The organism is Pusillimonas minor (genome assembly GCF_014237865.1).
GTDB lineage: Bacteria > Pseudomonadota > Gammaproteobacteria > Burkholderiales > Burkholderiaceae_B > Neopusillimonas > Neopusillimonas minor.
This window is the reverse complement of the sequence record NZ_JACJUU010000004.1, coordinates 91,521-116,241: the sequence shown is the minus strand read 5'-3', so window position 1 is coordinate 116,241 and position 24,721 is coordinate 91,521. Positions and strand designations below refer to the sequence as shown.

The following is a 24,721-nucleotide window of genomic DNA, read 5'->3' as shown; positions in this document are numbered from 1 at the left end:
ATTGGCGGGGATTATTACGCAGAACCCGTCATAAAAATATCAGAGGTCCTGACCCGGATGGGGAAAAATACCACAGGGGTCGAACATCCCTTTGATCTGAAGATCAAGCCCCTGCGCGGTATACCAGTGATCGCCGGGCTCGCCGGCTTGCTTGCCCCAGTCTTTAAGTACAGGCGGAGAAACCGGGTCGCGCAACGCCTCGAAGACCATCCAGTCGACCCAGGCCAGGTCGCCACCATGCCCCAACAGCAAGTGCGACAAATTCAGTACCCGACCCGCTTCGGGCATGAGTGCGTCCAGACGATACCGGCCCGGCCAGTATTCGCTTTCGGCGCATTCGCGCGCCGGCGCGTCGGCCGCCAGACGAAACAGCTGCGGCACCAGACTTTGCAGCGTCAGGCTGCCCAGCGGTTGCTTGTTATCGGCGCCAAACGGCCCAAGCACCCCGGTAGTGCCATCGGCAAGCACCACCGACGCCAGCGACAGGCCCGATCGCCAGGTTTGGCGTGTCGGCCAGTTCATCAGGGTGCGGTCGGCAATACACGCCGCGACCGACAAATAACTGGGAAACGCGTCGAACTGTTGCAAACCGGCTTGCTGCAATTCGCCCACCAGGCAGCCCGGCTGCACAAACCACAGATGCGACGCGTCGGGCATGGGCTGACACTGGGTCATTTCGCGGCCGGGGTCGACGCGCAACACAGACTGGCCAACCGGCAAGGTAGGGTAGTCAATACCGTCGAGCACCATGACGATGCCGTACTCGGCGCAAAGCTCGCGCGCGTGGCGCGCATCGGCTACACCTTGAACCACCAGGCGCCCCCGACCATAACCGTCGTATTCGCCATCGTCGTAAAACGTACCGCCCACCACCCGGCGCAAGCGCTGACTGAACTGGCCCCAGGCCGTTTTTGCAACACGACGCCCCGTAAAAAATGCCCGACGGGATGAAGACTCCATTGCTGATTTCCTTTGTACCGCTTTATGAGATTTAATAATGCCTTGACCCGATACAGTGCCTACTACAGAGACCCCAAATGCCTCATCTGGCCCAGCGATGCAACGCAGTTTTGCCATTCTACGCCGTCGAATTGTTCAAGCAAGCCAACGCCCTTAATGCCCAAGGGCACGACGTTATAAGCTTGGGCATTGGCGAGCCCGACTTCACGGCGCCCGGTCCGGTGGTCGACACGCTGAACCGCGCTTCGGTGGCCGGGCTTTCGGGGTACACACCGCCGCTGGGCCTAAGCGCGCTGCGCGAAGCCATTGCCCAGTACTACGGCGCCGCATTCGAAGCGCCTGTCGATGCATCGCGCGTGGTCATTACCGCCGGCGCATCGGGCGCACTGATGCTGGCCGCCATGGCCCTGATCAACCCGGGCGACGAAGTCTTGTTGCCCGATCCCTCCTACCCCGCCAACCAGAATTTCATCGTCAGTGCAGGCGGTATCCCGCGTTTAATACCCTCAACCCCCGAGCAACGTTTTCAGCTTTCGGCCGAAGATGTGCGTCGCCACTGGGGGCCGGCAACACGCGGCGTACTGATTGCGTCGCCCAGCAACCCCACCGGTACGCGTATCGCGCCCGACGAACTAAAGGCGCTGGTCGCTGAAGTGCGCAGCCACGGCGGGTTCATCATCATGGATGAAATTTATTTGGGGTTGTATTACGGCGATCGCCCGCAAAGCGCATTGGTACTCGATGACGACATCATCATTATCAACAGCTTTTCGAAGTACTTTCATATGACGGGCTGGCGACTGGGCTGGATGATCATTCCGCCCGACATGATCGAAGCCGTCGACCGCCTGGCGGCCAGCCTGACCATCTGCGCCCCCAGCCTGGCGCAACATGCAGCCCTGACCTGCTTCGAGCCCGACGTCATGCACATCTACGAAAACCGCCGCCTGTCTTTTCAGCAACGACGCGATTACCTGCTGCCACAGCTCGAGCAGCTGGGTCTGCATGTGCCGGTAACGCCTGATGGTGCATTTTATATCTATGCCGATATCAGCCAGCATAGCCCCGACAGCGAAGACTTTTCTCAGCGCCTTTTAAAACAGGCGCACGTCGCCGCCGTACCCGGGCGCGACTTCGGTCCGTTTCATGCGCATCGTATGCTGCGGTTTTCGTATACGCTGGGGCTCGATCGCCTTGAGGAAGCTGTTGACCGGATGCGGAAGTTTTTGGGTTAACCCAACAGCGGCGGCCGCACAGGCTGGTACTTGCACCAGGCCAGGGCCGTCGCGCTATTGTTCGACAGGGATACCCGACGCCAGCGCGATGCGGCGCCGTTCGGCCAGTACTTTAGCCCCATAACCACCGTCGCTTGGGCCGGTGGCGCCCACGTAACATGCCAGACCGCCCTGCACTGAACCGCGACGCTTGATGCAGTCGTACAGAATTTTGGTGCCGACCTGAATGTTGGCCAACGGGTTCAAAGCCGCATCAATCCCCTCGGCAAATTCTTCAAATTTATCTTTGTGCACCCGGGGCATGACCTGCATCAGGCCTTGCGCCCCCACATGGCTTTCGGCAAACGGGTTGTAACGCGACTCGATGGCGATAACGGCAAGCACCAGCTGCGGGTCGAGGTCGCGTTCGCGGGCCACACTGAAGACATTTTGAATAAGCACCCCTGCCGCCTTGTGCGCAATGCGGTATTTACGCGCTATGTAGCTGCGCAACGCTTGACTTTGGGCACGGTTTACACCAGGAATAGCGTACGAGTCGACATCGGCCAGCACCTGAGAGAACGGCTGTTCGACCGCAGGCTGGCCCGAGGCCGGCGCCGACAACTGACCATCGGTGACCAGCGGCCTGGCTTCGCCGGACTGATACTGGCCCAACAACCGATCAACCGAAAACACGCGGCCGGGTTCGGCCAGCAGGTCGTCTTGCAAAGCTGCGGGGCGCAAACTGGACAACAGCGCGGTATGTACCTGCCGGGTTTGCTCGCGCAAGGCGGGCACTGTCATGCTTAGCGCAAACGTAACCAGTGCAGCAAGACCCAGATAAACCGCGCACACGTGTACCAGCTCACTGAGCTGATGTCGTAAACTTCGAAACGCACGGCCAAGCGCCGCACCCGAATTGATTTGCACCATGGGCCTAGCCTGGAGAGTCTTTTGAAATATCGTGACTTACGCGACTTTATAACGCAACTCGAAGCCAATGGCGAACTCAAGCGCATCAAGGCCGCGGTTTCCACCAAACTCGAAATGACGGAAATCAGTGACCGGGTTTTGCGCAACCAGGGGCCGGCCTTGCTGTTTGAAAACGCCACGCACAACAATGCGCCCGCCAAAATGCCGGTACTGGCCAATTTGTTTGGCACACCGCGCCGGGTAGCCCTGGGCATGGGTGCTGAAGAGGTTGGCGCCCTGCGCGATATCGGCGAACTGCTGGCGTCGCTTCGCGAGCCCGAAGCCCCTAAAGGCCTGAGAGATGCCCTGGCCAAGGTATCGATGCTCAAGTCGGCGCTTTGGGACATGAGCCCGAAGAATGTCAAAGGCGCCCCTTGCCACGACATTGTTCTGGAAGGCAAAGACGTCAACCTGAATGACATCCCCCTGCAGCATTGCTGGCCGGGCGACGTTGCCCCCCTGCTGACCTGGGGGTTGGTCATTACCCGCGGCCCCAACGCCAAGCGGCAAAACCTGGGCATTTACCGTCAGCAGCTCATCGGGCGCAACAAACTCATCATGCGATGGTTATCGCACCGGGGCGGCGCGCTCGATTTCCGGGACCACGCCCTGGCCAACCCCGGCAAGCCGTTCCCCATCGCCGTGGCCCTGGGCACCGACCCGGCAACTATTTTAGGGGCCGTGACACCGGTACCCGACAGCCTGTCCGAGTATCAGTTTGCGGGGCTGTTGCGCGGGTCGCGCACCGAGCTGACCAAAGCCATCGGCAGCGACCTGTCGGTACCCGCTTACGCCGAAATTGTGCTTGAAGGCCACATTTTGCCGGCCGACCACCCCGAGGCCATGCCGCTGTCTGTCCCCGACGGCGTCAACCCGCCCAAAGGGGCCGCCTATGAAATGGCACTTGAAGGGCCCTACGGCGACCACACCGGCTACTACAACGAACAAGACTGGTTCCCGGTGTTTACCGTGGAGCGCATTACCATGCGGCGCAACCCGGTTTACCACAGCACCTACACCGGCAAGCCCCCCGACGAACCCGCCGTACTGGGCGTTGCCCTGAATGAAGTGTTCGTACCGCTCCTGAAGCGCCAGCTTCCCGAGATCGTCGATTTTTATCTGCCCCCCGAGGGCTGCAGTTATCGCCTGGCTGTAGTGTCGATACGCAAGCAGTACCCCGGCCATGCCAAGCGGGTCATGTTTGGCCTGTGGAGCGTATTGCGTCAGTTCATGTACACCAAATTCATTGTGGTGGTCGATGACGATATCGACACCCGGAACTGGCAAGAGGTGGTATGGGCCATGACCACACGCATGGACCCGGTACGAGACACCGTGCTGGTCGAAAACACGCCAATTGATTACCTGGACTTTGCTTCGCCCGTGTCGGGCCTGGGCGGCAAAATGGGCATGGACGCCACCAACAAATGGCCGGGCGAAACCCAGCGCGAATGGGGCGTACCCATTGCCATGGACGACGACGTGAAAAAACGGGTTGACGACATGTGGGGCGAACTGGGCCTGTAAAACCGGGCCTGTGGCCTGTAATTAACCCGCACCCGACGATTTGTTACGCCGGGCCATGCGCAAGGCTTGCCACCCCAGCAAGCCGCCCAACAGCGCCCGGAATAGTCGCTTGCCGGCTTTCCCTCGGCCACGGCCCGACAACAGCCCCGTAACGCTGGACACCAGAAACGGGTAACGCGTGAGCAGCCCCACCCCTTGCATGAGCAGGTTGCCGGCCCCGCCCTGACCCAGGCCACGCGGCAAAACGCCGCGTACCAAATTGCCTGGCGACAAATCGTTGGCCAGGCCCGCCGAATACTTGCGTAAGTTTTGACGCTCGATGGCGGCGCGAGCGCGCAATAGTTCGATACGCAATTCGCGGGCCTCGGCACGCGACATACGCTTGCTCATAGCCCCCCCTGTAAACGGTCAGGTGCGCTACTGTCGGCCGAAGCACGGGCAGGCTCACGCACCCGGGCCAGCAAATCGGCATCGCGGCGCAGTTCGTCGAGGGTAGCTGAAAAAGGTGGCGGGCCGTTAACCAGTGCATGACGCACCGCCCAAAAAAGACCGCCCCCGGCAATGGCGTACAGCAGTGCCAACACACCCAGGGCCATGTAGCGGTAGTCGGTAGGCCAGAAGTAAAGGGCTACCAGCAATGTAAAAACAAACAAGGCCAGCGTAAGACACACCAGCGCGCCAAACGCCATGGCCAGCAAGCTGACCAGACGGGCGCGCTGCTCGGCCGCCTCGAGAGAGAAAAGCTCGAGGCGGGTGCGAACCGCCGAAAGAAACGTTACGGACAGGTCGCTGACGGACTGACGTAATGCCATAAGGCGTGACGCCCGGCTTAGCGGCGGCTGATGAGCATGCCGATAAGCAAGCCGGTCAGGCCGGCAATGCCAATAGCCTGCCAGGGATTGTCGTGAACGTACTCGTCGGTAGCACGGGCAGCACGGCGACCGCGTTCGAGCATGGCGTCTTGGGTGTCGTAAAGGGCTTCGCGGGTGCGACGCAACGAGAGCATGGCACGCTCGCGCAGTTCGGTGGCTTTATCACCGGTTGCTTGCGCAGCTTCGCGTAGCAACTTCTCGGCGTCATCGAGACTGTCTTTGACGCTGTCGATGAACTCTTCTTCTTGCGCTTTCAAATCATTCTTGGCCATGAAACTCTCCTTGGAAAGGTTGTGTATCAGTATTCATACTAACGCAATCAGGCCCGGAAAAATTGACAATTGTTAAAGGCCGGCAAAAAAGCTTAAGCGTGATGCCCGTGTTTTGGCGTCAGTCTTCTTTCTGGCGAGTGCCAAAAATGCGGTCGCCGGCGTCGCCCAAACCCGGAATAATGTAGCCGTCTTCGTTAAGGTGACTATCGATGGACGCGGTGTAAATATGCACGTCGGGGTGAGAGGTTTCGACGGCCTTGATACCTTCGGGCGCTGCCACCAGCACCAGGGCACGGATATTAACTGCACCCGCCTTTTTAAGCATATCGATAGTAGCCACCATCGAGCCGCCCGTGGCCAGCATGGGGTCGACAATAAGGGCCAGACGTTGTTCAAGCGAGCCGGCCAGGCGCTCGAGGTAGGTTTGGGCCTGAAGGGTTTCTTCGTTGCGGGCAATACCGACAGCGCTGACTTTGGCGCCCGGCACCAACGTTAGCACGCCGTCGAGCATGCCAATACCTGCGCGCAAAATGGGCACCACGGTCACTTTTTTACCGGCAATTTTCTCGACTTCGATTTCGCCGCACCACCCCTGAACCCGGTTAGGCTCGAGCGGCAGGTCTTTGGTGGCTTCGTAAGTAAGCAAGGCCGCAATTTCTTGCGACATTTCGCGGAAATTTTTGGTGCTTAAATCGGCGCGACGCATCAGGCCCAATTTGTGGCGAATCAGGGGGTGGCGAATTTCATGGATGGGCATAACAGCTTCCTGCAATAAATATCGGTGATCGTTTTATGAAAGTTTAATGCGTTTGCCGACAACCGTTGGCGACCACCCCGGCCCTTCGCCAATGCCAAAGGACAGATCGATCGGACAACGCCCTGATCAGCGCTCGCTGAGCCAACTGATCAGGGCGTCGTCGAATGGCCGGATAGCGGTAGCCCGCTCGCCGTTAGCCATGCTTATCATGAGGTACCGCTTGCCGCTGGCCCCCATGACATAACCGGCGACGGCACGCACATCGCGCAAAGTGCCGGTTTTAAGATGGGCACGCCCCCGGGCTTCGTCAGACCGCAGACGGCGCCGCACGGTACCGTCGACGCCCACAATAGCCAACGACGACATGAATTCCGGCATCATGGGCGAATTCCAGGCGGCCGTCAGCATTTGCGCCAGACCGTTGGCCGTCAGCCGGGCCTCGCGCGACAAACCTGCCCCGTTATCGATCAGCCAGCTGCGGGTATCCACCCCTTGTTCACGCAAAACAGCCATGGCGGCCTGCGCCCCGCTTTGCGGTGTCGCCCCGTTGCCCAGCTGCTCGGCCCCGAGCGTCAATAGCAAGGCCCGCGCCATAACATTATTGCTGTACTTGTTCACGTGCCGGATAGTGTCGGACAAGGTTTCGGAGTCGTGCCACGCCACCAATGCCGCGCGGGATGGTGTGACGCCATCGCGAAACCCTTTACCCAAAGTGCCGCCCAGTTCGGACCACAACGACCGGAACAAGGTTTCGAAGTGCGCCGGCTGCGTGAGTGCAACGCGATAAACGCTGAATTCGCCGCAAGAGCCCGCCGCAGCGCCCGAGACCTGAAGTGTTGCCTCGCTACCGGCAGGTACAACAACCACCCCCACACGGGGGGAGCCCGGGCATACCTGATCCGTCCATTCGACCTCGCCCACGACCCGGATGTTGCGCGAAGGCGGGTCGATCACCGTGACCCATTTCCGGGCTACCGGATCGGGCTGGAACGACAAACGGACCGCGCCCAGCCCTACCATCAGGGCGTCCGGGCTGGCGTTATACGGGCGATCGGGTGCGTTGTCGAAGGCGCCGGTATCGATGGCAACACGGCCGAACAAGGACCGGTCGACAACCACTTCCGACAAATTTTTAATGCCACGAAGCCGCAGTTCGCGCAACAGTGACCAGAGCTCTTGAACACTTAAAAAAGGATCGCCGCCTGCTTTCAGGTACAGCGGCCCGTGCAAAGTGCCCTGGGTGTCGGGTCGACCATCGCCGTCGGCAAAAAACGCGGTACGCCAGCGATACTCGGGCCCCAGCCCTGAAAGGGCCGTCCAGGTCGTGACCATTTTCATGACCGACGCAGGATTGCGGGCCTGGTCGGCATTAATAGACACCAGCCGCGGGCCATTGAGCTCTTGCACGACGATAGACACATCGGCTTCGGCAAGCCGCGTTGCGCGCCACGCCTGTTGGAGCTCGGGCGGCAAGCCTTGCCCGAAGGCCCCGCCGGCCAAGAACGCCAACGCCAAAGCCCCCGCCAAGGCACGCACAGCACGAAAACCTTGCCATTTGGCGAAACCCGCCGTAACCGCCCCTGAAACCATGCCTGACACCCCCAGCACCATAAAACCAAGCCCGTTTTGACCCTACGCCAGCCGACGGAATTGACCGCACACCTGGCTCACCTGCAATTTTGACACAAGCGCTTAAAATAGTGGGTTACCCTTGCCCGGGCACGCGCCCCACCTCGCCGCTTGCCCCGGTACCAAAAACAACGCTTATTTTTTGCGCCATTACGTGACACACGACCTAGACCTGGCGGCGTTCGATTACGAACTCCCCCCCGAACTGATTGCCCAGAAACCGGCGGCCGAACGCACGGCCAGCCGCTTGCTGCACCTAAACGCGGCAAGCCAGCTGCATGACCGGCAATTTGCCGACCTGCCCGGCCTGTTGCGCCCGAACGATGTGCTGGTGTTCAACAATACCAAAGTCATCAAGGCGCGCCTGCGCGGCCACAAAGAAAGCGGCGGCAAGGTCGAACTACTCGTCGAACGCATCACCGACGCCACCCGGGGGCTGGCTCATATCAAGGCCAGCAAATCGCCAAAACCCGGTACGCGGCTGCGCATCGCCAACGCTTTCACCATGACGGTGACGGGTCGCCAGGGCGAACTTTTCGAGGTCGAGTTTCCCGAAGACGCCCTGACCCTGCTCGACCAGTTCGGCGCCACACCCCTGCCCCCCTATATTGAGCACGCCGCCGACAACGAAGACGACGAGCGCTACCAAACGGTGTACGCCCGGCAACCCGGCGCCGTCGCCGCGCCAACCGCCGGGTTGCACTTCGACCAGCCCATGCTCGATCGCCTGGCTGGCGCCGGCATTGCGCAGTGCTACGTCACCCTTCATGTGGGCGCAGGTACATTCCAGCCGGTACGTGTCGACAACATCAGCGAACACGTCATGCACTACGAACGCTTCAGTGTCGACGCAGACGTCATCGCACGCATCCGCCAGGCACGCGCCAGCGGGGGGCGCGTCATTGCGGTCGGCACCACCAGCGTGCGCGCGCTCGAATCGGCCGCTGCGTTGCTGGCGTCGGGCCACAACGAAAACAGCCTGACCGGCGACACCAACCTTTTCATCACGCCGGGCTACACCTTTAAACTGGTCGATGCCCTGATCACCAACTTCCATCTGCCTCGCTCGACGCTCATGATGCTGGTGTCGGCACTGGCGGGTATCGAACCCATCCGTCAGGCTTATGCCCATGCCGTAACCCAGCGTTACCGTTTTTTCAGCTACGGCGATGCCATGCTCATCGAAAGCCCACACTCATGACCGGCCTAAATTTCAAACTGCTTAACACCGACGGCCAGGCACGCCGCGGCCAAATCACGCTTAACCACGGGGTTGTACAAACACCTATTTTCATGCCGGTGGGCACTTATGGCAGCGTCAAAGCCATGCTGCCGCACGAGCTCGACGACATTGGCGCACAAATCGTGCTGGGCAATACGTTTCATTTGTGGCTGCGCCCCGGCACAGAAATCATGGAAAAGCATGGCGGCCTGCATGGCTTCATGCAATGGCCCAAACCCATCCTCACCGACTCGGGCGGGTTTCAGGTGTTCAGCCTGAATGGGCTGCGCAAAATTACCGAAGAAGGGGTAAAGTTCGCCTCGCCCATCGATGGCGCGCGCCTGTTCCTTACCCCCGAAGAGTCCATGCGCATCCAGCGCTCGCTCAATTCCGATATTGCCATGGTGTTTGACGAGTGCACGCCCTATAGCATTGACGGGCGCCCTGCCACGGCCGAAGAAGCCGCGCGGTCGATGCGCATGTCGTTGCGCTGGGCCAAGCGTTCACGCGACGCCTTCAACCAGCTCGAAAACCCCAATGCCCTGTTCGGTATTGTGCAGGGCGGCATGTTCGAGTCTTTGCGCGACGAGTCTTTGGCCGGGCTGGTCGACATCGGTTTTCATGGCTATGCCATTGGTGGTTTGTCTGTTGGCGAGCCCAAAGAAGACATGATGCGCATTCTGGCGCACGTTGCGCCGCGCTTGCCCAAAGACGCGCCGCGCTACCTGATGGGCGTCGGCACACCCGAAGACCTGGTCGAGGGTGTGAGCCAGGGCGTTGACATGTTCGATTGCGTCATGCCCACCCGTAACGCTCGCAACGGCTGGCTGTTCACACGCTACGGCGACATTAAGATCCGTAACGCACGCTATCGGGACGACACCCGCCCGCTCGACCCCAGCTGCGACTGCCACACCTGCACGCACTTTTCACGCGCCTACCTGCACCACCTGCAAAAGGCGAATGAAATCACCGGTTCCCGCTTGAACACCTTGCACAATCTGCACTTTTACTTAAAGATAATGGCCGAAATGCGAGCAGCCATAGAAGCAGGTACATTTGCCCAATGGAAAGCGAAATTTCACGAAGATCGTGCCCGGGGCATCAGCTAGCCAGATATCGCTACAATAGAAAATTAACTTTATTCCCAGGAGTCATTGAATGTCCGCCACAGACACACTTGTACAGATTATCGCCCAGGCCCCCGCCGAAGGTAACGCCCTGATGGGTATGCTGCCCATCATCCTGATGTTCGTGATTCTGTACTTCCTGATGATTCGCCCCCAAATGAAGCGTCAGAAAGAGCACCGCAACCTGGTGGCCAATCTGGCCAAAGGCGACGAGGTCATCACGTCCGGCGGCCTGCTGGGTAAAGTCACCAAAGTCACCGACAGCTACATCACCATCGAAGTCTCCTCGTTGGCCGAAAAGCCCGTCGAAGTGCTGCTGCAGCGCGCTTCTGTCACTTCGGTGCTGCCCAAGGGCACCATCAAATCGCTTTAAGCGCATTGCGCCTATCGTCGCCCCGGCCATTATTTAATGCGCCGGGGCTTGTTCATGTCTTAATCACCGACTCACCATGAATCGCTATCCTCTCTGGAAGTACCTGATCGTCCTGGCCGCCGTCATCATCGGGTTTATCTACACGCTGCCCAATTTTTTCGGTGAATCACCGGCCGTCCAGATCGCAGGAGCGAAAACATCGGTCAAAGTCGATATGGGTACGCTTCAGCGGGCCCAAGACGTCTTGCGCACCGAGGGCATCAACGCCACGGGCGCCTATTTCGAACAAAATGGCCCAGTGGGCGCCGTTCGCATCCGCTTCGATTCGACCGACACCCAGCTCAAGGCTCGCGACGTTCTCGAAAAGGCCTTCAACCCCGACCCGGCCGACCCAAGCTACACCGTTGCCCTTAACCTGCTATCGGCCTCGCCCGACTGGCTGACCGCACTTGGGGCGAACCCCATGTATCTGGGCCTCGACCTGCGCGGCGGCGTGCACTTCTTGCTGCAAGTCGATATGCAAGGCGCCTTAACCGGCCGCTACGATGCCCTGTCAAACGATGTACGTACAATTTTGCGCGAAAATCGCGTCGAAAACGCAGGCATCGAGCGTGATGGCCTTTCGGTGGTGGCGCGCTTTGCCAGCGCCCAGGCGCGCGACAGCGCCCTGACGGCCTTGCGCACTCGCCTGCCAGAAATGGTTTTCACGACGTCCAGCGCCGGCGGCACCGAAGTACTCACCGGCCGCCTGACCGACACCGCTGTTACCGAAGTTCAGAACAACGCACTCAAGCAAAACATCACCACGCTGCATAACCGCATCAACGAACTGGGTGTGGCCGAACCGGTCATCCAGCAACAAGGCGCCGATCGTATCGTTGTTCAGTTGCCCGGCGTTCAAGATGTTGCCAAGGCCAAAGAAATTCTGGGTCGTACCGCCACGCTCGAAATCCGTATGGTCGAAGACTCCCAGTCGGCGCAAAATGCACTTGCTGCAGGCACCGTACCCTTTGGGCTCGAGCGCTTCGAAGACACCGACGGGCGCCCGCTGCTGCTGCGCCGTCAGGTCCTTCTTACGGGCGAAAACCTGCAAGACGCTCAACCCGGCCGCGATCAGCAAACGCAACAGCCCTCCGTCAACCTGACGCTCGATGCCAAAGGCGCCCGCATTTTCCGCGACGTGACCCGCGACAACATCAATAAGCGCATGGCCATTCTGCTTTTCGAAAAAGGCAAAGGGCAGGTTGTCACCGCACCCGTTATCCGCAGCGAAATCCCCGGGGGTCAGGTGCAAATTACCGGCAGCATGAATGCCCAGGAAGCCGCCGACATCGCCTTGCTGCTGCGCGCCGGCTCGCTGGCTGCGCCCATGAACATCATCGAAGAGCGCACCATTGGCCCCAGCCTAGGCGCCGAAAACATCAAAATGGGTTTTTACTCAACCCTGTACGGGTTTATTGCCCTGGCCGTGTTCATCATGGTCTATTACCACCTGTTCGGCATTTTCTCGACGCTGGGCCTGACCTTCAACGTATTACTCTTGCTGGCCGCGCTGTCTATGCTGCAAGCCACGCTAACCCTACCCGGTATTGCGGCTATCGCCCTTACTCTGGGTATGGCCATCGACTCCAACGTCCTCATCAACGAACGTATCCGCGAAGAGCTTCGGGCAGGGTTGCCGCCGCAGCAAGCCATTCACCAAGGCTTCGAGCGCGCCTGGGCAACCATTCTCGATTCCAACCTGACCACGCTTATTGTGGGCCTGGCCCTGCTAGCCTTCGGCTCGGGCCCGGTGCGAGGTTTTGCCGTCGTCCACTGCATCGGCATTCTGACGTCAATGTTTTCTTCGGTGGTGGGCGTACGTGCGCTGGCCAACCTGTGGTACGGGCGCAAGCGCAAGCTGCAAAGCATTTCTATCGGCCAAATCTGGAAGCCGAAACAAGACTAAGCGCCCCCAGCAACTCAAGTATCAGGCAACGACACCATGGAATTTTTCCGCATCCACCGCACCATCCCGTTCATGCGCCACGCATTGGTGCTGAACCTCATCAGTTTGATCACCTTTTTGCTGGCGGTGTTTTTCATTGCCACACGCGGTTTTCATTTGTCCATCGAGTTCACCGGTGGCACAGTCATGGAAACCCACTACCAGCAAACCGCCCAGCTTGACCAGATCCGGGGCAGCCTGACCGGTCTGGGCTACACCGACTATCAGGTCCAGAACTTCGGCACATCGCAAGACGTCCTGATTCGCCTGCCCATACGCGAAGGTGAAGACACTGCCCAGCAAAGCGAGCGCGTTTTCGAAGCACTTAAAGCCCAGAGCCCCGATGTCGAACTACGCCGCGTCGAATTTGTCGGGCCGCAAATTGGTCAAGAGCTGGTCAACAACGGCCTGATGGCCCTGTTGTGCGTGGTCATCGGTATCATGATTTACCTGGCCATGCGGTTTGAATGGAAATTCGCGGTGGCAGGCGTCGTCGCCAACTTGCACGACGTGGTCATTATCCTGGGGGTCTTCGCCTTCTTCCAATGGGAGTTTTCGCTGGCGGTTCTGGCCGGGATCCTCGCCGTACTGGGCTACTCGGTGAACGAATCGGTCGTTATCATGGACCGCATCCGCGAGAACTTCCGCAAACAACGCAAAGCGTCTGTTAGCGAAGTCATTGACGGGGCCATCACGCAAACCATCTCCCGAACCATCATTACCCACGGCTCCACGCAAATCATGGTGATTTCCATGCTGATTTTCGGCGGTCCCACCCTGCACTATTTTGCACTGGCACTCACCATCGGGATCTGGTTCGGTATTTATTCGTCGGTTTTCGTGGCCGCGGCCATTGCCATGTGGCTGGGCGTCAAACGCGAAGACCTGGTCAAGCCGGTTAAAAAAGACGACCCGGCAGCAGAAATCGAGGAAGGCTGATTTTTTTGTCGGCCGCGTGTTTTATTAGCGTACCGCTGCACACGACCTTGCCAACTTATGCACCATGCGGGTAGCAATACCCAAAAAAATGCCCCGGTTAACAAAACCGGGGCATTTTTTTTATTGCCGTTTCAGGCCAGGCTTACTTGGAAGTAGCATGCACCACGTAGGCTGTAACGGCTTCCATGTCGGCGGCGTTAAGCGTTGCTGCAAACGACGGCATAGTACCCATGCCCTCTTTAAGCACTTTCATGATACGGGCTGCGTCGGGCTTAAGCTCGTCGAGGTTAGGGCCGATGGCACCCTTGGCGCCGGCATCGGCCAACGTATGACAAACCGCACAGGCGGGTACAGCCTTGCTCATGAAGAGTTCTTTACCACGAGCCAACTGCGCATCGTCGGCCATGGCAGGCGCGCCTGCCATGGACAACGCAGCAGCGGCAACTAATGCTGCAAATTTCATTGTGTTTCCTTGTTAAACGACCTTGATGGCGACCATGTGGTCGCGCCAGCTGTTGTTGTTGTAGCCACGATTGTTTTCAACGCGGTCAGCCGGTTGGGTTTCGCCCTTGGCGTTGGTGGTGCGGCTGGCAATATTGTAGCTGCCCGGTTTTAAGTCTGCCGTAAGGGCAAACTGACGCCAGGCGTATTTACCCAGGTCGGGCCCAACAAACTGCGCCTCTTGCCAATCTTTACCGCCATTAACTGAAACCTCGATTTTGGTGGCGGCATCGACACCGCCCATAGCCAAACCGGTAATGACGACCTTACCTGCCTTAATGGGCTTGGCAGGGTCGGACGGCAACGTGACCCACGATTTAGGCGGCATTTCCCAGACTGCCGGGAATTTTGGCCCGCCTTTGACGCCAATATCGGTCATGCGATAGCTGTTTTGCTGGATGCTGGCCGGCGACTGTTCTTTGGTAAAAGCCAGTTGCTTCAGGTACTTGACGTTATTTACGCCGGTGTAGCCGGGCACAATCAACCGCAATGGGCCGCCATGCGCCAAAGGCAGCGGCTCGCCATTGACTTCCCAGGCCAAAATAGCGTCTTTCATAGCTTCGAGGGGTACCGAACGTTCGACGCGTACGGTATTGGGGTCGAGCCCGGCGGGGATTTCTTCACCACCCGTGCCCGTCATGTAGACCATGCCGTCGGCCACACCACCCAGGGCCTTTACGACTGCAGCTACCGGCACGCCGGTAAAAATAACGCAACCGGCGGCCCCAACCTGCCATTGGGTGCCCCCTGGCTTATGTGGAAAATAGGCACGACCGTTGCCCGAGCACTGCAACACCATGGGCAGGGCCTGCAAACCCAGCGTTTTGAGCTGGGCTACGGTTAGCGTCGCTGGCTTACCTACGCCGTTAACCTCGAGCGCCCAACTATCAGGGTCGGCCATGATGGATTCGGATGGGGGGCTGACGTTGTTGCGAACGAACAGACGATCGAGCGGGGTAACCACACTGCTGCCAAAGGCGTCGCGACGCGTTTCGATGGTGTTGGCGCTATGCACGATAAGGCTATCGGCGTTTTTCCATTTGGCGTAGTCGGGCAGCGGTTTGGCTGCCGACACCGGGCCTGGGTTCGATTGCGAGGCCGGCTCGGTGGAGTCGGCGCGCGCCACCCCGCCAACACCCACCCAGGCAGCCGCAGCACCTGCTGCAGCCATAACGCGACGACGCGGCACATTGATTTGTTCAGACATGACAACCTCCTTGTGTAAATCGGGAAAATCTTCACACCAATTCAATAGACCCTGGTGTTATTAGTTTATTTCCATGATGGGTCAAGACCATTATATGCACAATGGGTGACGTCAACGACCCTGCAAAATCAATGAACGAGCCACTGACGTAGGTTTGGTCAACCAAATCGCCTGAAAAAATCCGGTACACGTTAAAATAAAGGGTTTTCCACTATTCATGCCCCCGGGATAAACACCCGTTACGGCTAAAGCCATGCAAGAAACTCCCCTCAAGCGCATTAACCTGCCCAAAACCAGCAACGCCGCCGGCCCACGCAAATTGTTCATCAAAACCTTTGGTTGCCAGATGAACGAATACGACTCCGACAAAATGGCCGACGTGCTGCGCGGCGATCGTGGCCTGGAAATTACCCAGAACCCCGAAGAAGCCGACGTTATTCTGTTCAACACCTGTTCGGTACGCGAAAAGGCGCAAGAAAAAGTCTTTTCAGACCTGGGCCGCGTGCAGCACCTGAAACAGCAGAATCCCAACCTCGTCATTGGTGTGGGCGGCTGTGTCGCCAGCCAAGAGGGCGAGGCTATCGTGCATCGGGCACCCTATGTCGATGTCGTCTTCGGGCCGCAAACCTTGCATCGCCTGCCGCAACTTATCGAACAGCGGCGCCGTACAGGGCGCTCGCAAGTCGACATCAGCTTTCCCGAAATCGAAAAATTCGATGCCCTGCCACCTGCCCGCATCGAAGGCCCAACCGCCTTTGTGTCGATCATGGAAGGCTGCAGCAAATACTGCACTTTCTGCGTCGTACCTTACACCCGTGGCGAAGAAATCTCCCGCCCGTTCGACGACGTGTTAACCGAAGTCGCCGACCTGGCCGACCAGGGCGTTAAAGAAATTACGCTGCTGGGGCAGAACGTCAATGCGTATCGCGGGCCTATGGGCGACACAAGCGAGATCGCCGATTTCGCCATGCTGCTTGAATACATCCACGATATTCCGGGGGTCGAGCGCATCCGCTACACCACCTCGCACCCCAAAGAAATGACAACTCGCCTTATCGAGGCGCACGGCGAGCTGCCCAAGCTTGTGCCGTTCTTGCACCTGCCTGTTCAGGCCGGCAGCGACCGCATACTGGCCGCCATGAAACGGGGCTATACCGGGCTCGAGTTCAAGTCTATTGTGCGCCGCCTGCGCGCTGCCCGCCCTGGCATGACGCTCTCGTCCGACTTTATTGTGGGCTTCCCCGGCGAAACCGAAGAAGACTTCGAACAAACCCTGAAGCTTATCCGCGATGTGGGGTTCGATCAGTCATTTTCATTCATTTACTCGCGGCGCCCGGGCACACCTGCCGCCGACCTCGAAGACAACACCACCAAAGAACAGAAGCTCGAGCGCCTGTACCGTCTGCAGGCGCTAATTAACGAACATGCCGCCGCGATCAGCGCCGACATGGTGGGCACAGTGCAACGTGTACTGGCCGAACGCCCGTCGCGTCGCGACCCGAACGAACTGATGGGCCGCACCGAAAACAACCGGATCATCAACTTCCCGGCATCGGCGGCGCTGATTGGCCAAATGGTTGACGTTAAGGTAACCCAAGCCAACACCAATACGCTTAAAGGCGAACTGCACTCATGACACAAACCCGACGCGGCAAGGCCGTAACATTGCGCCTCGACGGCGACAATATGCACCTGGCCAACCTGTGCGGTCCGCTCGACGACAACCTGCGCCAAATTGCTGAAGGCTGGAATGTCACCCTGAGCCGTCGTGGCAGTCAAATCTCCATCGAAGGCGAGCAAGCCAAGGCTGCAGCCAAAGCCGTTCAATGGTTTCATGATCGGGCCGTGCATAAAGCCTTGACCATCGATGATATTCAGTTGGGCCTGGTCGAACTGGGCGCTGGCCGAACACAATTGCCTGCCGAACCCGAGCCGCCCGAGCCGTTACCCGAGATCCCGCCTGTCGACGACCTGAGCTCGGACCTGGTCTTGCGTACCCGGCGCACCGACCTACGGCCGCGCACGCCCCGCCAGCGTGAATACCTCAACAACATTCTCAAGCACGACATCACCTTTGGTGTGGGCCCCGCCGGTACGGGCAAAACCTGGCTGGCCGTGGCTTGTGCCATCGACGCCCTCGAGCGCGAATCAGTACAACGCCTGGTGCTCACCCGCCCCGCAGTCGAGGCGGGCGAACGATTAGGCTTTTTGCCAGGCGACCTGGCCCAAAAAGTTGATCCTTACCTGCGCCCCCTATACGACGCCCTGTACGACCTGATGGGTTTCGAAAAAGTCCAACGCCTGTTCGAAAAGCAAACCATCGAGATCGCCCCGCTAGCCTATATGCGCGGCCGTACACTGAACCATGCGTTTGTCATTCTCGACGAAGCCCAGAACACTACGCCGGAACAAATGAAAATGTTCCTGACGCGTATTGGCTTTGGCAGCAAGGCCGTCATCAATGGCGACCCGTCTCAAATCGATTTACCCAAAGGTAACCCCAGCGGCCTGACCCACGCGCTCGACGTACTGACGTCGGTGCAAGGCATTGCCACTACTCGATTCACCAGCCGCGATGTCGTGCGCCACCCGCTGGTCGCCCGCATTGTCGACGCCTACGAAAAAGCCAATGCAAAGCCCGCCACGCCCTGATTTCAGCCTGTCGGTTCAGTACGGCACCAGCGCCCCCGAGTTGCCGCGCTGGCGCTTGCGCAACTGGGTTCGAAGCGCGCTAAACCATGTTTACCAATGGGTCGAACCCGAGGCAGAGCGCGTCGAACTCAGTCTGCGGATTGTCGACACCGACGAGGGGCGCGAGCTTAACAATCAGTTTCGCGAGAAAGCCTACGCCACCAATGTGCTGACGTTCGAGTACGGGGTTGACCCGGTAGGCACGCTGCGTGCAGACATTGTGTTGTGTTACCCCGTGCTGCTCGACGAAGCCCGGCAACACGGCAAGCCCGTGCTGCACCATGCCGCCCATCTGACCATTCATGGTGTGCTGCACGCCCTGGGCTACGATCACCTCGACGATGCACAAGCCCACGAAATGGAATTGCTCGAAACCCGACTGCTGGCGCGGCTGAACATTCCGGACCCATACAACACCTAGGGCATCCGCCCCCTGAAATCGTCACAAATTTCCGTTATGCTAGGGGCTTGATCAACTCGTCTTCCTGACAATGTCAGACTCACAACCTCCCGAAACAGAACCCCGACCGGGTAAACCGGCGTCAAAATCCTTGCTGGGCCGTCTGGTCTCACGCATCCGTCCCGAACCCGAAAACCGCGAAGACATTCGTGCGCTGCTCGAAACGGCCCACGACCGGCATGTCATCGACGACGATTCGTTTTCCATGATTTCCGGCGCCCTCGACGTCGCCAACCAAACTGCGGGCGACATCATGGTGCCGCGCTCCAAAATGGACATGCTCGACATCAGCAAGCCGCTGGCCGAGCTCTTGCCCGAAATCATCGAAACCGGTCACTCGCGCTTTCCAATCTACGAGAACGATCGCGACAACATTGTGGGCATTTTGCTGGCCAAAGACTTGTTGCTCACCATCACCAACCCGTCTATTGACTTGCGCCCGCTGGTGCGGCCAGCAGTGTTTATCCCCGAGTCAAAACGGCTTAACGTGCTGTTGCACGAGTTCCGCAACAATCGCAACCACCTGGCCATTGTCATCAATGAACACGGTGGCACTGCGGGCCTGGTCACCATGGAAGACGTCCTGGAACAAATCGTCGGCGACATCGAAGACGAGTTCGACGAAGAAGCCGAAAAAACCATCTTCCAGACGGGCAGCAATAACTGGCGCGCCATGGGCATCACCGAAATCGACGTCTTCAACCGGGCCTTCAATACCACTTTGCCCAACGACGACTACGACACCCTGGGGGGCTGGATCACGGCAGAGCTGGGGCATATTCCCCGCCGGGGCGACACCATTAACCGCGAGGGTCTCAACATCACCGTGGTCGGCGCCGACGCCAAGCGCGTGCTGTGGCTTAACATTCAACACGACGAAACCTCCCTGCTGAACCCTTCCGATGCGCAGTAACTTTTTCGCCGGGCTGAATCGGGCCCGGCGCACTCTGCAGCCGTTACTGATTGGCGCGGCCCATGCCTTCAGTTTCTCCGACGGCCCCCTGCCCGCCTGGCTACTGCCTTACGTGCAAGTACTCACGCTCACCTTTCTGGCCTTATGGGTATGGCGCTGCGGCACGGTACGCCAGGCCGCCTTCAGCGGTTTTCTGTTTGGTCTGGGTAATTTTGCCCTGGGGCTGTACTGGATACACATCAGCCTGCACACCTACGGTGGCCTGCACCCCGTGTTGTCGGGGCTGGCGGTACTGGTACTGGCAGCAGGCAAGGCGCTCTTTATTGCGCTGGCCACCGGTCTTACTTATAAGTTTTGCCGACCGTTTTTAACGCGCCTGGCCGCACCGCGCGCAATAACGGCCATCGCCAAGCCCGACGCCACACAGCGAACAGAGGCGCCTGCTGCGGCAGAACATATCGACGCGCCAAGCCATGCCAAGCAGGCCGAGACGCCCGCCTCAAAGACTGAATCCCCGGCGCTTTCTGCCTCTGCTGGTTTTGCAATGTTCCTGCTCACCGCAACCACCTGGGCCTCGCTCTGGATGCTTGCCGAATGGCTACGGGGCACCTTGTTCACCGGCTTCCCCTGGATGAACATTGGCTATGCCCACGCCGACGGCCCGTTCAGCGGGTGGGCATCGGTGCTGGGGGTGTATGGCGTCGCTTGGGTTGCAGCGTTTGCGGCGGGGGCCATTGCCTTACTGATGCAGGCCCAGAAATCACCCAACGAATCACCTGCGGCCATGACAGTTGTTTGCGCCATCGGGCTGGTCATTGGGGGCCTTGGCCTGGCGCAAATTCGCTGGTGGCAGCCGTTGGGCAGCCCCATGCTGGTCAGGCTGGTGCAAGGCAATATCGAGCAATCGCTTAAGTTCGACCCCAATCATTTGCAGCAAGGCATCGACACCTACCTGCATCTGGCGGGCCTGCCCCCAAAAGAGGCCGGTGCCAACCCGGCATTGATTATCTTGCCCGAAACCGTCATGCCCTTGTTCCAGAACCGCATCGCGCCGCAAACCTGGCAACGCTGGCTTGACGTGGCCAACGCCCGGCAGGCCACCCTGTTGATGGGGATACCGCTACACACGAATAATGGCGAAGATCGTTACACCAACAGCGTCATTGCATTTAACGGGGCAACACCGCTGGCCAGCCTGCAAGCAGGCACGGCAGGCTACCGCTACGACAAGCATCACCTGGTGCCGTTTGGCGAATTCATTCCGCCCGGGTTCCGCTGGTTTGTCGACGCCCTGAATATCCCGTTGGGTGACTTCAACCGGGGGCAAATCCGGCAGTCTTCTTTCAATATTGCCGGGCAATATATTGCGCCCAACATCTGCTACGAAGACGTATTCGGCGAAGAAATTATTGAAGGCGTACGATCGGCAAACGGTACCGACCCAGGCGCCAGCCTGCTGGTTAATGTCAGCAACCTGGCGTGGTTTGGCCAGTCGTGGGCGTTACAGCAGCACCTTCAAATTGCCCGCATGCGCGCACTTGAAACGGCGCGCCCCATGCTGCGCGCCACCAACACCGGCATGACCGCCGCCATCGACCCGGACGGCAAGGTCAGGGCCGTATTAACGCCCCGGCAACCGGGCGTACTTGATGTTGAAGTGCAAGGCACCCAGGGCATTACGCCCTATGTGCGCTGGGGCAATACGCCGGCCCTGCTGCTGGCACTGCTGTGCCTGGCCGCGGCCGCGTTAGTTGGCCGGAAGGCCCGACTTCAGTAGTTCGGTAAATGCGGCGGCGGGTACGGGCTTGGAAAACAAATACCCCTGACCAAAGTCGCAACCGATGCCTTTAAGCAAATCGCGCTGATGAGCCAGTTCGACGCCTTCGGCAATGACTTGCAAACCCAGCTTATGGGCCATCATGATCATCGCCTCGCACAGTGCCATATCTTCAGAACCTTCGGCCAGATTACGCACAAATGACTGGTCGATCTTCAGATAGTCGATGTCGAACTTTTTAAGATACGACAGCGACGAATAGCCGGTACCGAAATCGTCGAGCGCCACCTGAACGCCAGCGTCGCGAAACGCCAGAAGTTTTTCGGTAACAATGGGCGCCACGTCCATAAGCACGCGCTCGGTAAGTTCGACCACCAATTGGCCTGGCGGCAGGCCCAGGTCTTGCAAACGTTGCAACCATTGACGGTGGTCGAGCCCCTCGCCACGCAACTGCACGGGCGAGACGTTGATGCCTACGTTGAAGTCTTCAAACCCCATATCGCGCCAGGCCATCAATTGGCGGGTGGCCTCGTCGAACACCCAGTTACCAATACCAATAATAATGCCGTTGTCTTCGGCAAACGGAATGAACTGGGCCGGGCTCACAAAGCCCCGCTCGGGATGACGCCAGCGGATAAGCGCCTCGGCTTTGGCAATACGGCCGGTGGCCAGGTCGATAACCGGCTGGTAATGCAGTTCGAACTGGCCTTTTTCAAGGGCACCCAACAAGTCTCGCGACAACTGCCAGCGCTCGCGCACCGCCTCATGCATCTTGATGTCGTAAAAACGAAACTGGCTTCGACCGGCATCTTTGGCCGCATACATGGCCAGATCGGCATGCCGCATCAGCTGTTCCTGGTCTTTCGAGTCGCCCGGGTAAAACGCAACGCCTACGCTGGCCGACACATAGGCCAACTGATCTTTAAGTCGATACGGCTTGGCCAATGATTGCAGCACCTGCTCGCAAATACGACGCACCACCGCGTGATCGGCCAGGCCACCGGCAATAATCACAAACTCGTCGCCGCCCAAGCGGGCAACCGTATCGGCCTCGCGAACGCACTGCGTCAGCCGGCGAGCCACCTGCCGCAACAGCTCGTCGCCCATGGCGTGCCCCATGCTGTCGTTGACCTCTTTGAAAAAGTCCAGGTCAAGAAAAATAAGGGCAACCTCGGTTTTTGAACGGTGCGCGCGGGCCAGTTCGATGGCCAGACGGTCTTCGAGCAGCTTGCGATTGGGCAAACCCGTAAGGAAATCGTAGTTAGCCTGGCGCCAGATAAACTGTTCGCTCTCTTTTTTGGTGGTGATATCGGAAAAAACTCCGATACGACACCGTACCGAGCCGTCGTCGTTATACGACGTATTGATCACCAGACTTTCGGCGTATTCTTCGCCATTTTTACGGCGATTCCAGATCTCGCCCCGCCACTTGCCGGTTTTAGCCAATTGCCCCCACATTTCGCGGTAGAAGGCTTCGGTGTGACGACCGGAGCTAAGAATATTGAGCCGTTGCCCCAAGACCTCGTCGAGGGAGTACCCGGTGATATCGGTAAACGATGGATTAACCGTAATGATGACCCCATTAGCGTCGGTAATGACCATGGCTTCGCTGCTGTGCTTGTACACCAGCGAAGCGAGGTGGGCCGATTCAGCGTCGGCCTTGCGCTGGGTGATGTCAAGCATCAAACCGACCAGCACCACCTGGCCGCCAAACACCATGCGCGAACAATACACTTCGACGTCAATAAACGAGCCGTCTTTTTTCAGTGCCTTGCGTTCGTAATGAAACTGCGAGATTTCGCCCGATATCGTTCGCTTAAGGTGCGCTTCAACCAGGTGCTTTTCGTCGTGGGCCACGATGTCGAACAACGACATACGCTGCAGCATCTCGGCGCGCGTATACCCCAGCATATCGAGCAGCTTGGCATTGACATACAAAAACCGGCCCTGATACACCACATAGACGCCCACCATGGCGTTCTCGGCCAGCCCCCTGAACAAAGAACTTTCTTCAGAAAGCGGGTCGGTACACGCGGCGGGCGCCTGCATTAATAGCTCTGACATAACCTGGAGAATCAAAAAAATTAACCTTTAATTATGAACGAGTAATAGTGCATTCGCTTGCTTTTGGTCAACGCACATGCAAACAAATGCCCACCCCGAGCAAAGCCGTCGCTACGACACCACCCTCGCCCTGATACCCGGTGGCCCACAGCGGTACTTGGCACAACACGGGCCTGTACCAGAAGCCGGCGTTTTTTGTGTCGAGATCCGCACATACTGTGCCTCGACGTAAAAAAATAACGATTTTTAAAAAAATTTCGCCAACCGACTTGCACAACAAAAAAAACTCGTGCATAATTTCACTTCTTTGCAGGACAGCACCAAGTTTTAACGAAAGTTAAACAAAGTGTTGGCCGGTTTTAGGGGGTATAGCTCAGCTGGGAGAGCGCTTGCATGGCATGCAAGAGGTCAGCGGTTCGATCCCGCTTACCTCCACCAAAAACCCGCAAAGAACGCGCCGTAAAATTTTATGTTATACTGCGCAACGCAAAATTGTCCTGTCCCCTTCGTCTAGAGGCCTAGGACACCACCCTTTCACGGTGGGTACAGGGGTTCGAATCCCCTAGGGGACGCCAAGTTTTTTGGCATTGGTTAGGCACCAAACCGCTGCGGAGCGGTAGTTCAGTTGGTTAGAATACCGGCCTGTCACGCCGGGGGTCGCGGGTTCGAGTCCCGTCCGCTCCGCCAAAGAATGCAATAAAATCAAGCACTTACGTAATGTAAGTGCTTTTTTTTCGTCTTGATTTATATTCCAAAGTCGGGTTTTTCGTTCCAAAGTTTGGACTATCCGACTTTCGGGCTGGCTGGAAAGCCGCGCCAGGCGTAGCTTTCCGAGTTGGGTCACCTTAAAGAATACCGGCCCATGCCGCCGGTATTCTTACCCCCTCTCCCCTACTGATTTATGCACCCGAATGGGTGCGCATTACACTCCGCTCATTATGCGATGCGCAATGCGCAATACCCACTCCGGGAGCACAACGAGCGACGTTCAGACGACCCTGCCATGCCTGCGAAACATAGCGGCCCTTTTCGCAAACGCCTCCCATCAGAGAGCGCCCCCACCCGCTGCTCGGCGCCACAAGCCCTGAATCCATTAACACACTCAAATCAGGGAGATATTTCATGCATGGTCAGCACCAAGCTGGTTCCCTACCTTCTCGCGTCTATGTGTTAGCGCCGGTGTAGTACTGACCCACCGGGTCAGATTTCAACCGGCATTGACACCTACGTTGAACGACAGCTTTCTTCAACGCC

22 protein-coding genes and 3 tRNA genes are annotated in these 24,721 nt (G+C 58.5%); 15 read left to right on the top strand and 10 right to left on the bottom strand.

Features of this window, described 5'->3' with window-relative positions:
* Nucleotides 1–39: 39 nt before the first annotated feature.
* Nucleotides 40–960 (bottom strand): hypothetical protein, encoded by a 921-nt coding sequence (locus GTU67_RS07275; protein ID WP_185779433.1) that lies wholly within the window; start codon nt 958–960, stop codon nt 40–42.
* A gap of 77 nt (nt 961–1,037) precedes the next feature.
* Here GTU67_RS07275 and GTU67_RS07270 point away from each other — a divergent pair, with 77 nt between their 5' ends.
* Nucleotides 1,038–2,195 carry a pyridoxal phosphate-dependent aminotransferase gene (locus GTU67_RS07270; RefSeq protein ID WP_185779432.1) on the top strand — a complete coding sequence of 386 codons (1,158 nt, stop codon included), beginning with the start codon at nt 1,038–1,040 and terminating at the stop codon, nt 2,193–2,195.
* Nucleotides 2,196–2,249: 54 nt separating this feature from the next.
* Here the strand turns inward: GTU67_RS07270 and GTU67_RS07265 are convergent, their stop codons facing one another.
* On the bottom strand, nt 2,250–3,107 hold the full coding sequence (locus GTU67_RS07265; protein WP_185779431.1) for a lytic transglycosylase domain-containing protein: 858 nt from the start codon (nt 3,105–3,107) through the stop codon (nt 2,250–2,252).
* A 21-nt stretch (nt 3,108–3,128) separates the two neighbouring features.
* On the opposite strand from GTU67_RS07265, the gene GTU67_RS07260 reads away from it, so the two are divergent.
* Complete coding sequence (locus GTU67_RS07260) at nt 3,129–4,673, top strand: UbiD family decarboxylase (RefSeq protein WP_185779430.1); 1,545 nt, start codon at nt 3,129–3,131, stop codon at nt 4,671–4,673.
* Between the two features lie 21 nt (nt 4,674–4,694).
* Here GTU67_RS07260 and GTU67_RS07255 read toward each other — a convergent pair whose 3' ends face one another.
* From GTU67_RS07255 to dacB, 5 genes are all read right to left on the bottom strand, one after another.
* Nucleotides 4,695–5,063: a hypothetical protein gene (locus GTU67_RS07255; protein ID WP_185779429.1), complete on the bottom strand. Its 369-nt coding sequence runs from the start codon at nt 5,061–5,063 to the stop codon at nt 4,695–4,697.
* The gene (locus GTU67_RS07250) at nt 5,060–5,485 is read right to left on the bottom strand and encodes a phage holin family protein (RefSeq protein WP_185779428.1); all 426 of its coding nucleotides are present in this window, start codon (nt 5,483–5,485) and stop codon (nt 5,060–5,062) included. The genes GTU67_RS07255 and GTU67_RS07250 overlap by 4 nt, the downstream gene beginning before the upstream one ends.
* Before the next feature lie 17 nt (nt 5,486–5,502).
* Nucleotides 5,503–5,817, bottom strand: a complete 315-nt coding sequence (locus GTU67_RS07245; protein ID WP_185779427.1) for an ElaB/YgaM/YqjD family protein — start codon at nt 5,815–5,817, stop codon at nt 5,503–5,505.
* Between the two features lie 118 nt (nt 5,818–5,935).
* A complete protein-coding gene (upp, locus tag GTU67_RS07240) occupies nt 5,936–6,574 on the bottom strand; it encodes a uracil phosphoribosyltransferase (RefSeq protein WP_185779426.1) in 639 nt (212 codons plus the stop codon).
* A gap of 126 nt (nt 6,575–6,700) precedes the next feature.
* The gene (gene dacB, locus GTU67_RS07235) at nt 6,701–8,164 is read right to left on the bottom strand and encodes a D-alanyl-D-alanine carboxypeptidase/D-alanyl-D-alanine endopeptidase (RefSeq protein ID WP_185779425.1); all 1,464 of its coding nucleotides are present in this window, start codon (nt 8,162–8,164) and stop codon (nt 6,701–6,703) included.
* Nucleotides 8,165–8,357: 193 nt separating this feature from the next.
* Between dacB and queA the strand changes: the two genes are divergently transcribed.
* The 5 genes from queA (at nt 8,358) to secF (ending at nt 13,854) form a co-directional block, all read left to right on the top strand.
* The gene (queA, locus tag GTU67_RS07230) at nt 8,358–9,404 is read left to right on the top strand and encodes a tRNA preQ1(34) S-adenosylmethionine ribosyltransferase-isomerase QueA (protein ID WP_185779424.1); all 1,047 of its coding nucleotides are present in this window, start codon (nt 8,358–8,360) and stop codon (nt 9,402–9,404) included.
* Nucleotides 9,401–10,537: a tRNA guanosine(34) transglycosylase Tgt gene (gene tgt / locus GTU67_RS07225; protein WP_185779423.1), complete on the top strand. Its 1,137-nt coding sequence runs from the start codon at nt 9,401–9,403 to the stop codon at nt 10,535–10,537. The genes queA and tgt overlap by 4 nt, the downstream gene beginning before the upstream one ends.
* 49 nt (nt 10,538–10,586) lie before the next feature.
* The gene (yajC, locus tag GTU67_RS07220) at nt 10,587–10,928 is read left to right on the top strand and encodes a preprotein translocase subunit YajC (RefSeq protein WP_093969309.1); all 342 of its coding nucleotides are present in this window, start codon (nt 10,587–10,589) and stop codon (nt 10,926–10,928) included.
* Between the two features lie 76 nt (nt 10,929–11,004).
* Entirely contained in the window at nt 11,005–12,876 is a 1,872-nt protein-coding gene (gene secD, locus GTU67_RS07215) for a protein translocase subunit SecD (RefSeq protein ID WP_185779422.1), read from the top strand.
* Between the two features lie 36 nt (nt 12,877–12,912).
* On the top strand, nt 12,913–13,854 hold the full coding sequence (secF, locus tag GTU67_RS07210; protein WP_185779421.1) for a protein translocase subunit SecF: 942 nt from the start codon (nt 12,913–12,915) through the stop codon (nt 13,852–13,854).
* Between the two features lie 142 nt (nt 13,855–13,996).
* Here secF and sorU read toward each other — a convergent pair whose 3' ends face one another.
* Nucleotides 13,997–14,317: a SorU family sulfite dehydrogenase c-type cytochrome subunit gene (sorU, locus tag GTU67_RS07205; RefSeq protein ID WP_185779420.1), complete on the bottom strand. Its 321-nt coding sequence runs from the start codon at nt 14,315–14,317 to the stop codon at nt 13,997–13,999.
* Between the two features lie 12 nt (nt 14,318–14,329).
* The gene (sorT, locus tag GTU67_RS07200) at nt 14,330–15,562 is read right to left on the bottom strand and encodes a SorT family sulfite dehydrogenase catalytic subunit (RefSeq protein ID WP_185779419.1); all 1,233 of its coding nucleotides are present in this window, start codon (nt 15,560–15,562) and stop codon (nt 14,330–14,332) included.
* Nucleotides 15,563–15,815: 253 nt separating this feature from the next.
* Here sorT and miaB point away from each other — a divergent pair, with 253 nt between their 5' ends.
* The 5 genes from miaB (at nt 15,816) to lnt (ending at nt 21,403) form a co-directional block, all read left to right on the top strand.
* Nucleotides 15,816–17,198: a tRNA (N6-isopentenyl adenosine(37)-C2)-methylthiotransferase MiaB gene (miaB, locus tag GTU67_RS07195; protein WP_185779418.1), complete on the top strand. Its 1,383-nt coding sequence runs from the start codon at nt 15,816–15,818 to the stop codon at nt 17,196–17,198.
* Complete coding sequence (locus GTU67_RS07190; RefSeq protein WP_185779417.1) at nt 17,195–18,214, top strand: PhoH family protein; 1,020 nt, start codon at nt 17,195–17,197, stop codon at nt 18,212–18,214. Before miaB ends, GTU67_RS07190 begins: the two co-directional genes overlap by 4 nt.
* Complete coding sequence (gene ybeY / locus GTU67_RS07185; protein ID WP_185779416.1) at nt 18,192–18,674, top strand: rRNA maturation RNase YbeY; 483 nt, start codon at nt 18,192–18,194, stop codon at nt 18,672–18,674. The genes GTU67_RS07190 and ybeY overlap by 23 nt, the downstream gene beginning before the upstream one ends.
* Nucleotides 18,675–18,744: 70 nt before the next feature.
* Complete coding sequence (locus GTU67_RS07180; RefSeq protein WP_185779415.1) at nt 18,745–19,626, top strand: CorC family transporter; 882 nt, start codon at nt 18,745–18,747, stop codon at nt 19,624–19,626.
* On the top strand, nt 19,616–21,403 hold the full coding sequence (gene lnt / locus GTU67_RS07175) for an apolipoprotein N-acyltransferase (RefSeq protein WP_249417618.1): 1,788 nt from the start codon (nt 19,616–19,618) through the stop codon (nt 21,401–21,403). Before GTU67_RS07180 ends, lnt begins: the two co-directional genes overlap by 11 nt.
* Here lnt and GTU67_RS07170 read toward each other — a convergent pair.
* On the bottom strand, nt 21,374–23,467 hold the full coding sequence (locus tag GTU67_RS07170; protein ID WP_221893306.1) for a putative bifunctional diguanylate cyclase/phosphodiesterase: 2,094 nt from the start codon (nt 23,465–23,467) through the stop codon (nt 21,374–21,376). The two genes, lnt and GTU67_RS07170, sit on opposite strands and share 30 nt — an antisense overlap.
* 362 nt (nt 23,468–23,829) lie before the next feature.
* Here GTU67_RS07170 and GTU67_RS07165 point away from each other — a divergent pair.
* From GTU67_RS07165 to GTU67_RS07155, 3 genes are all read left to right on the top strand, one after another.
* A tRNA-Ala gene (locus tag GTU67_RS07165) sits at nt 23,830–23,905 on the top strand.
* A gap of 61 nt (nt 23,906–23,966) precedes the next feature.
* Nucleotides 23,967–24,042, top strand: a tRNA-Glu gene (locus GTU67_RS07160).
* 35 nt (nt 24,043–24,077) lie between these two features.
* Nucleotides 24,078–24,154: transfer RNA gene (locus GTU67_RS07155), tRNA-Asp, on the top strand.
* The last annotated feature ends 567 nt before the right edge of the window (nt 24,155–24,721 follow it).

Excerpts from the sequence above, each read along its gene's own strand:
- GTU67_RS07275 (WP_185779433.1), bottom strand. The coding sequence starts at position 960 with ATGGAGTCTTCATCCCGTCGGGCATTTTTTACGGGGCGTCGTGTTGCA.
- GTU67_RS07270 (WP_185779432.1), top strand. The coding sequence starts at position 1,038 with ATGCCTCATCTGGCCCAGCGATGCAACGCAGTTTTGCCATTCTACGCC.
- GTU67_RS07265 (WP_185779431.1), bottom strand. The coding sequence starts at position 3,107 with ATGGTGCAAATCAATTCGGGTGCGGCGCTTGGCCGTGCGTTTCGAAGT.
- GTU67_RS07255 (WP_185779429.1), bottom strand. The coding sequence starts at position 5,063 with ATGAGCAAGCGTATGTCGCGTGCCGAGGCCCGCGAATTGCGTATCGAA.
- GTU67_RS07250 (WP_185779428.1), bottom strand. The coding sequence starts at position 5,485 with ATGGCATTACGTCAGTCCGTCAGCGACCTGTCCGTAACGTTTCTTTCG.
- GTU67_RS07245 (WP_185779427.1), bottom strand. The coding sequence starts at position 5,817 with ATGGCCAAGAATGATTTGAAAGCGCAAGAAGAAGAGTTCATCGACAGC.
- upp (WP_185779426.1), bottom strand. The coding sequence starts at position 6,574 with ATGCCCATCCATGAAATTCGCCACCCCCTGATTCGCCACAAATTGGGC.
- dacB (WP_185779425.1), bottom strand. The coding sequence starts at position 8,164 with ATGGTTTCAGGGGCGGTTACGGCGGGTTTCGCCAAATGGCAAGGTTTT.
- tgt (WP_185779423.1), top strand. The coding sequence starts at position 9,401 with ATGACCGGCCTAAATTTCAAACTGCTTAACACCGACGGCCAGGCACGC.
- yajC (WP_093969309.1), top strand. The coding sequence starts at position 10,587 with ATGTCCGCCACAGACACACTTGTACAGATTATCGCCCAGGCCCCCGCC.
- secD (WP_185779422.1), top strand. The coding sequence starts at position 11,005 with ATGAATCGCTATCCTCTCTGGAAGTACCTGATCGTCCTGGCCGCCGTC.
- secF (WP_185779421.1), top strand. The coding sequence starts at position 12,913 with ATGGAATTTTTCCGCATCCACCGCACCATCCCGTTCATGCGCCACGCA.
- sorU (WP_185779420.1), bottom strand. The coding sequence starts at position 14,317 with ATGAAATTTGCAGCATTAGTTGCCGCTGCTGCGTTGTCCATGGCAGGC.
- sorT (WP_185779419.1), bottom strand. The coding sequence starts at position 15,562 with ATGTCTGAACAAATCAATGTGCCGCGTCGTCGCGTTATGGCTGCAGCA.
- miaB (WP_185779418.1), top strand. The coding sequence starts at position 15,816 with ATGCAAGAAACTCCCCTCAAGCGCATTAACCTGCCCAAAACCAGCAAC.
- GTU67_RS07190 (WP_185779417.1), top strand. The coding sequence starts at position 17,195 with ATGACACAAACCCGACGCGGCAAGGCCGTAACATTGCGCCTCGACGGC.
- ybeY (WP_185779416.1), top strand. The coding sequence starts at position 18,192 with ATGCAAAGCCCGCCACGCCCTGATTTCAGCCTGTCGGTTCAGTACGGC.
- GTU67_RS07180 (WP_185779415.1), top strand. The coding sequence starts at position 18,745 with ATGTCAGACTCACAACCTCCCGAAACAGAACCCCGACCGGGTAAACCG.
- lnt (WP_249417618.1), top strand. The coding sequence starts at position 19,616 with ATGCGCAGTAACTTTTTCGCCGGGCTGAATCGGGCCCGGCGCACTCTG.
- GTU67_RS07170 (WP_221893306.1), bottom strand. The coding sequence starts at position 23,467 with ATGTCAGAGCTATTAATGCAGGCGCCCGCCGCGTGTACCGACCCGCTT.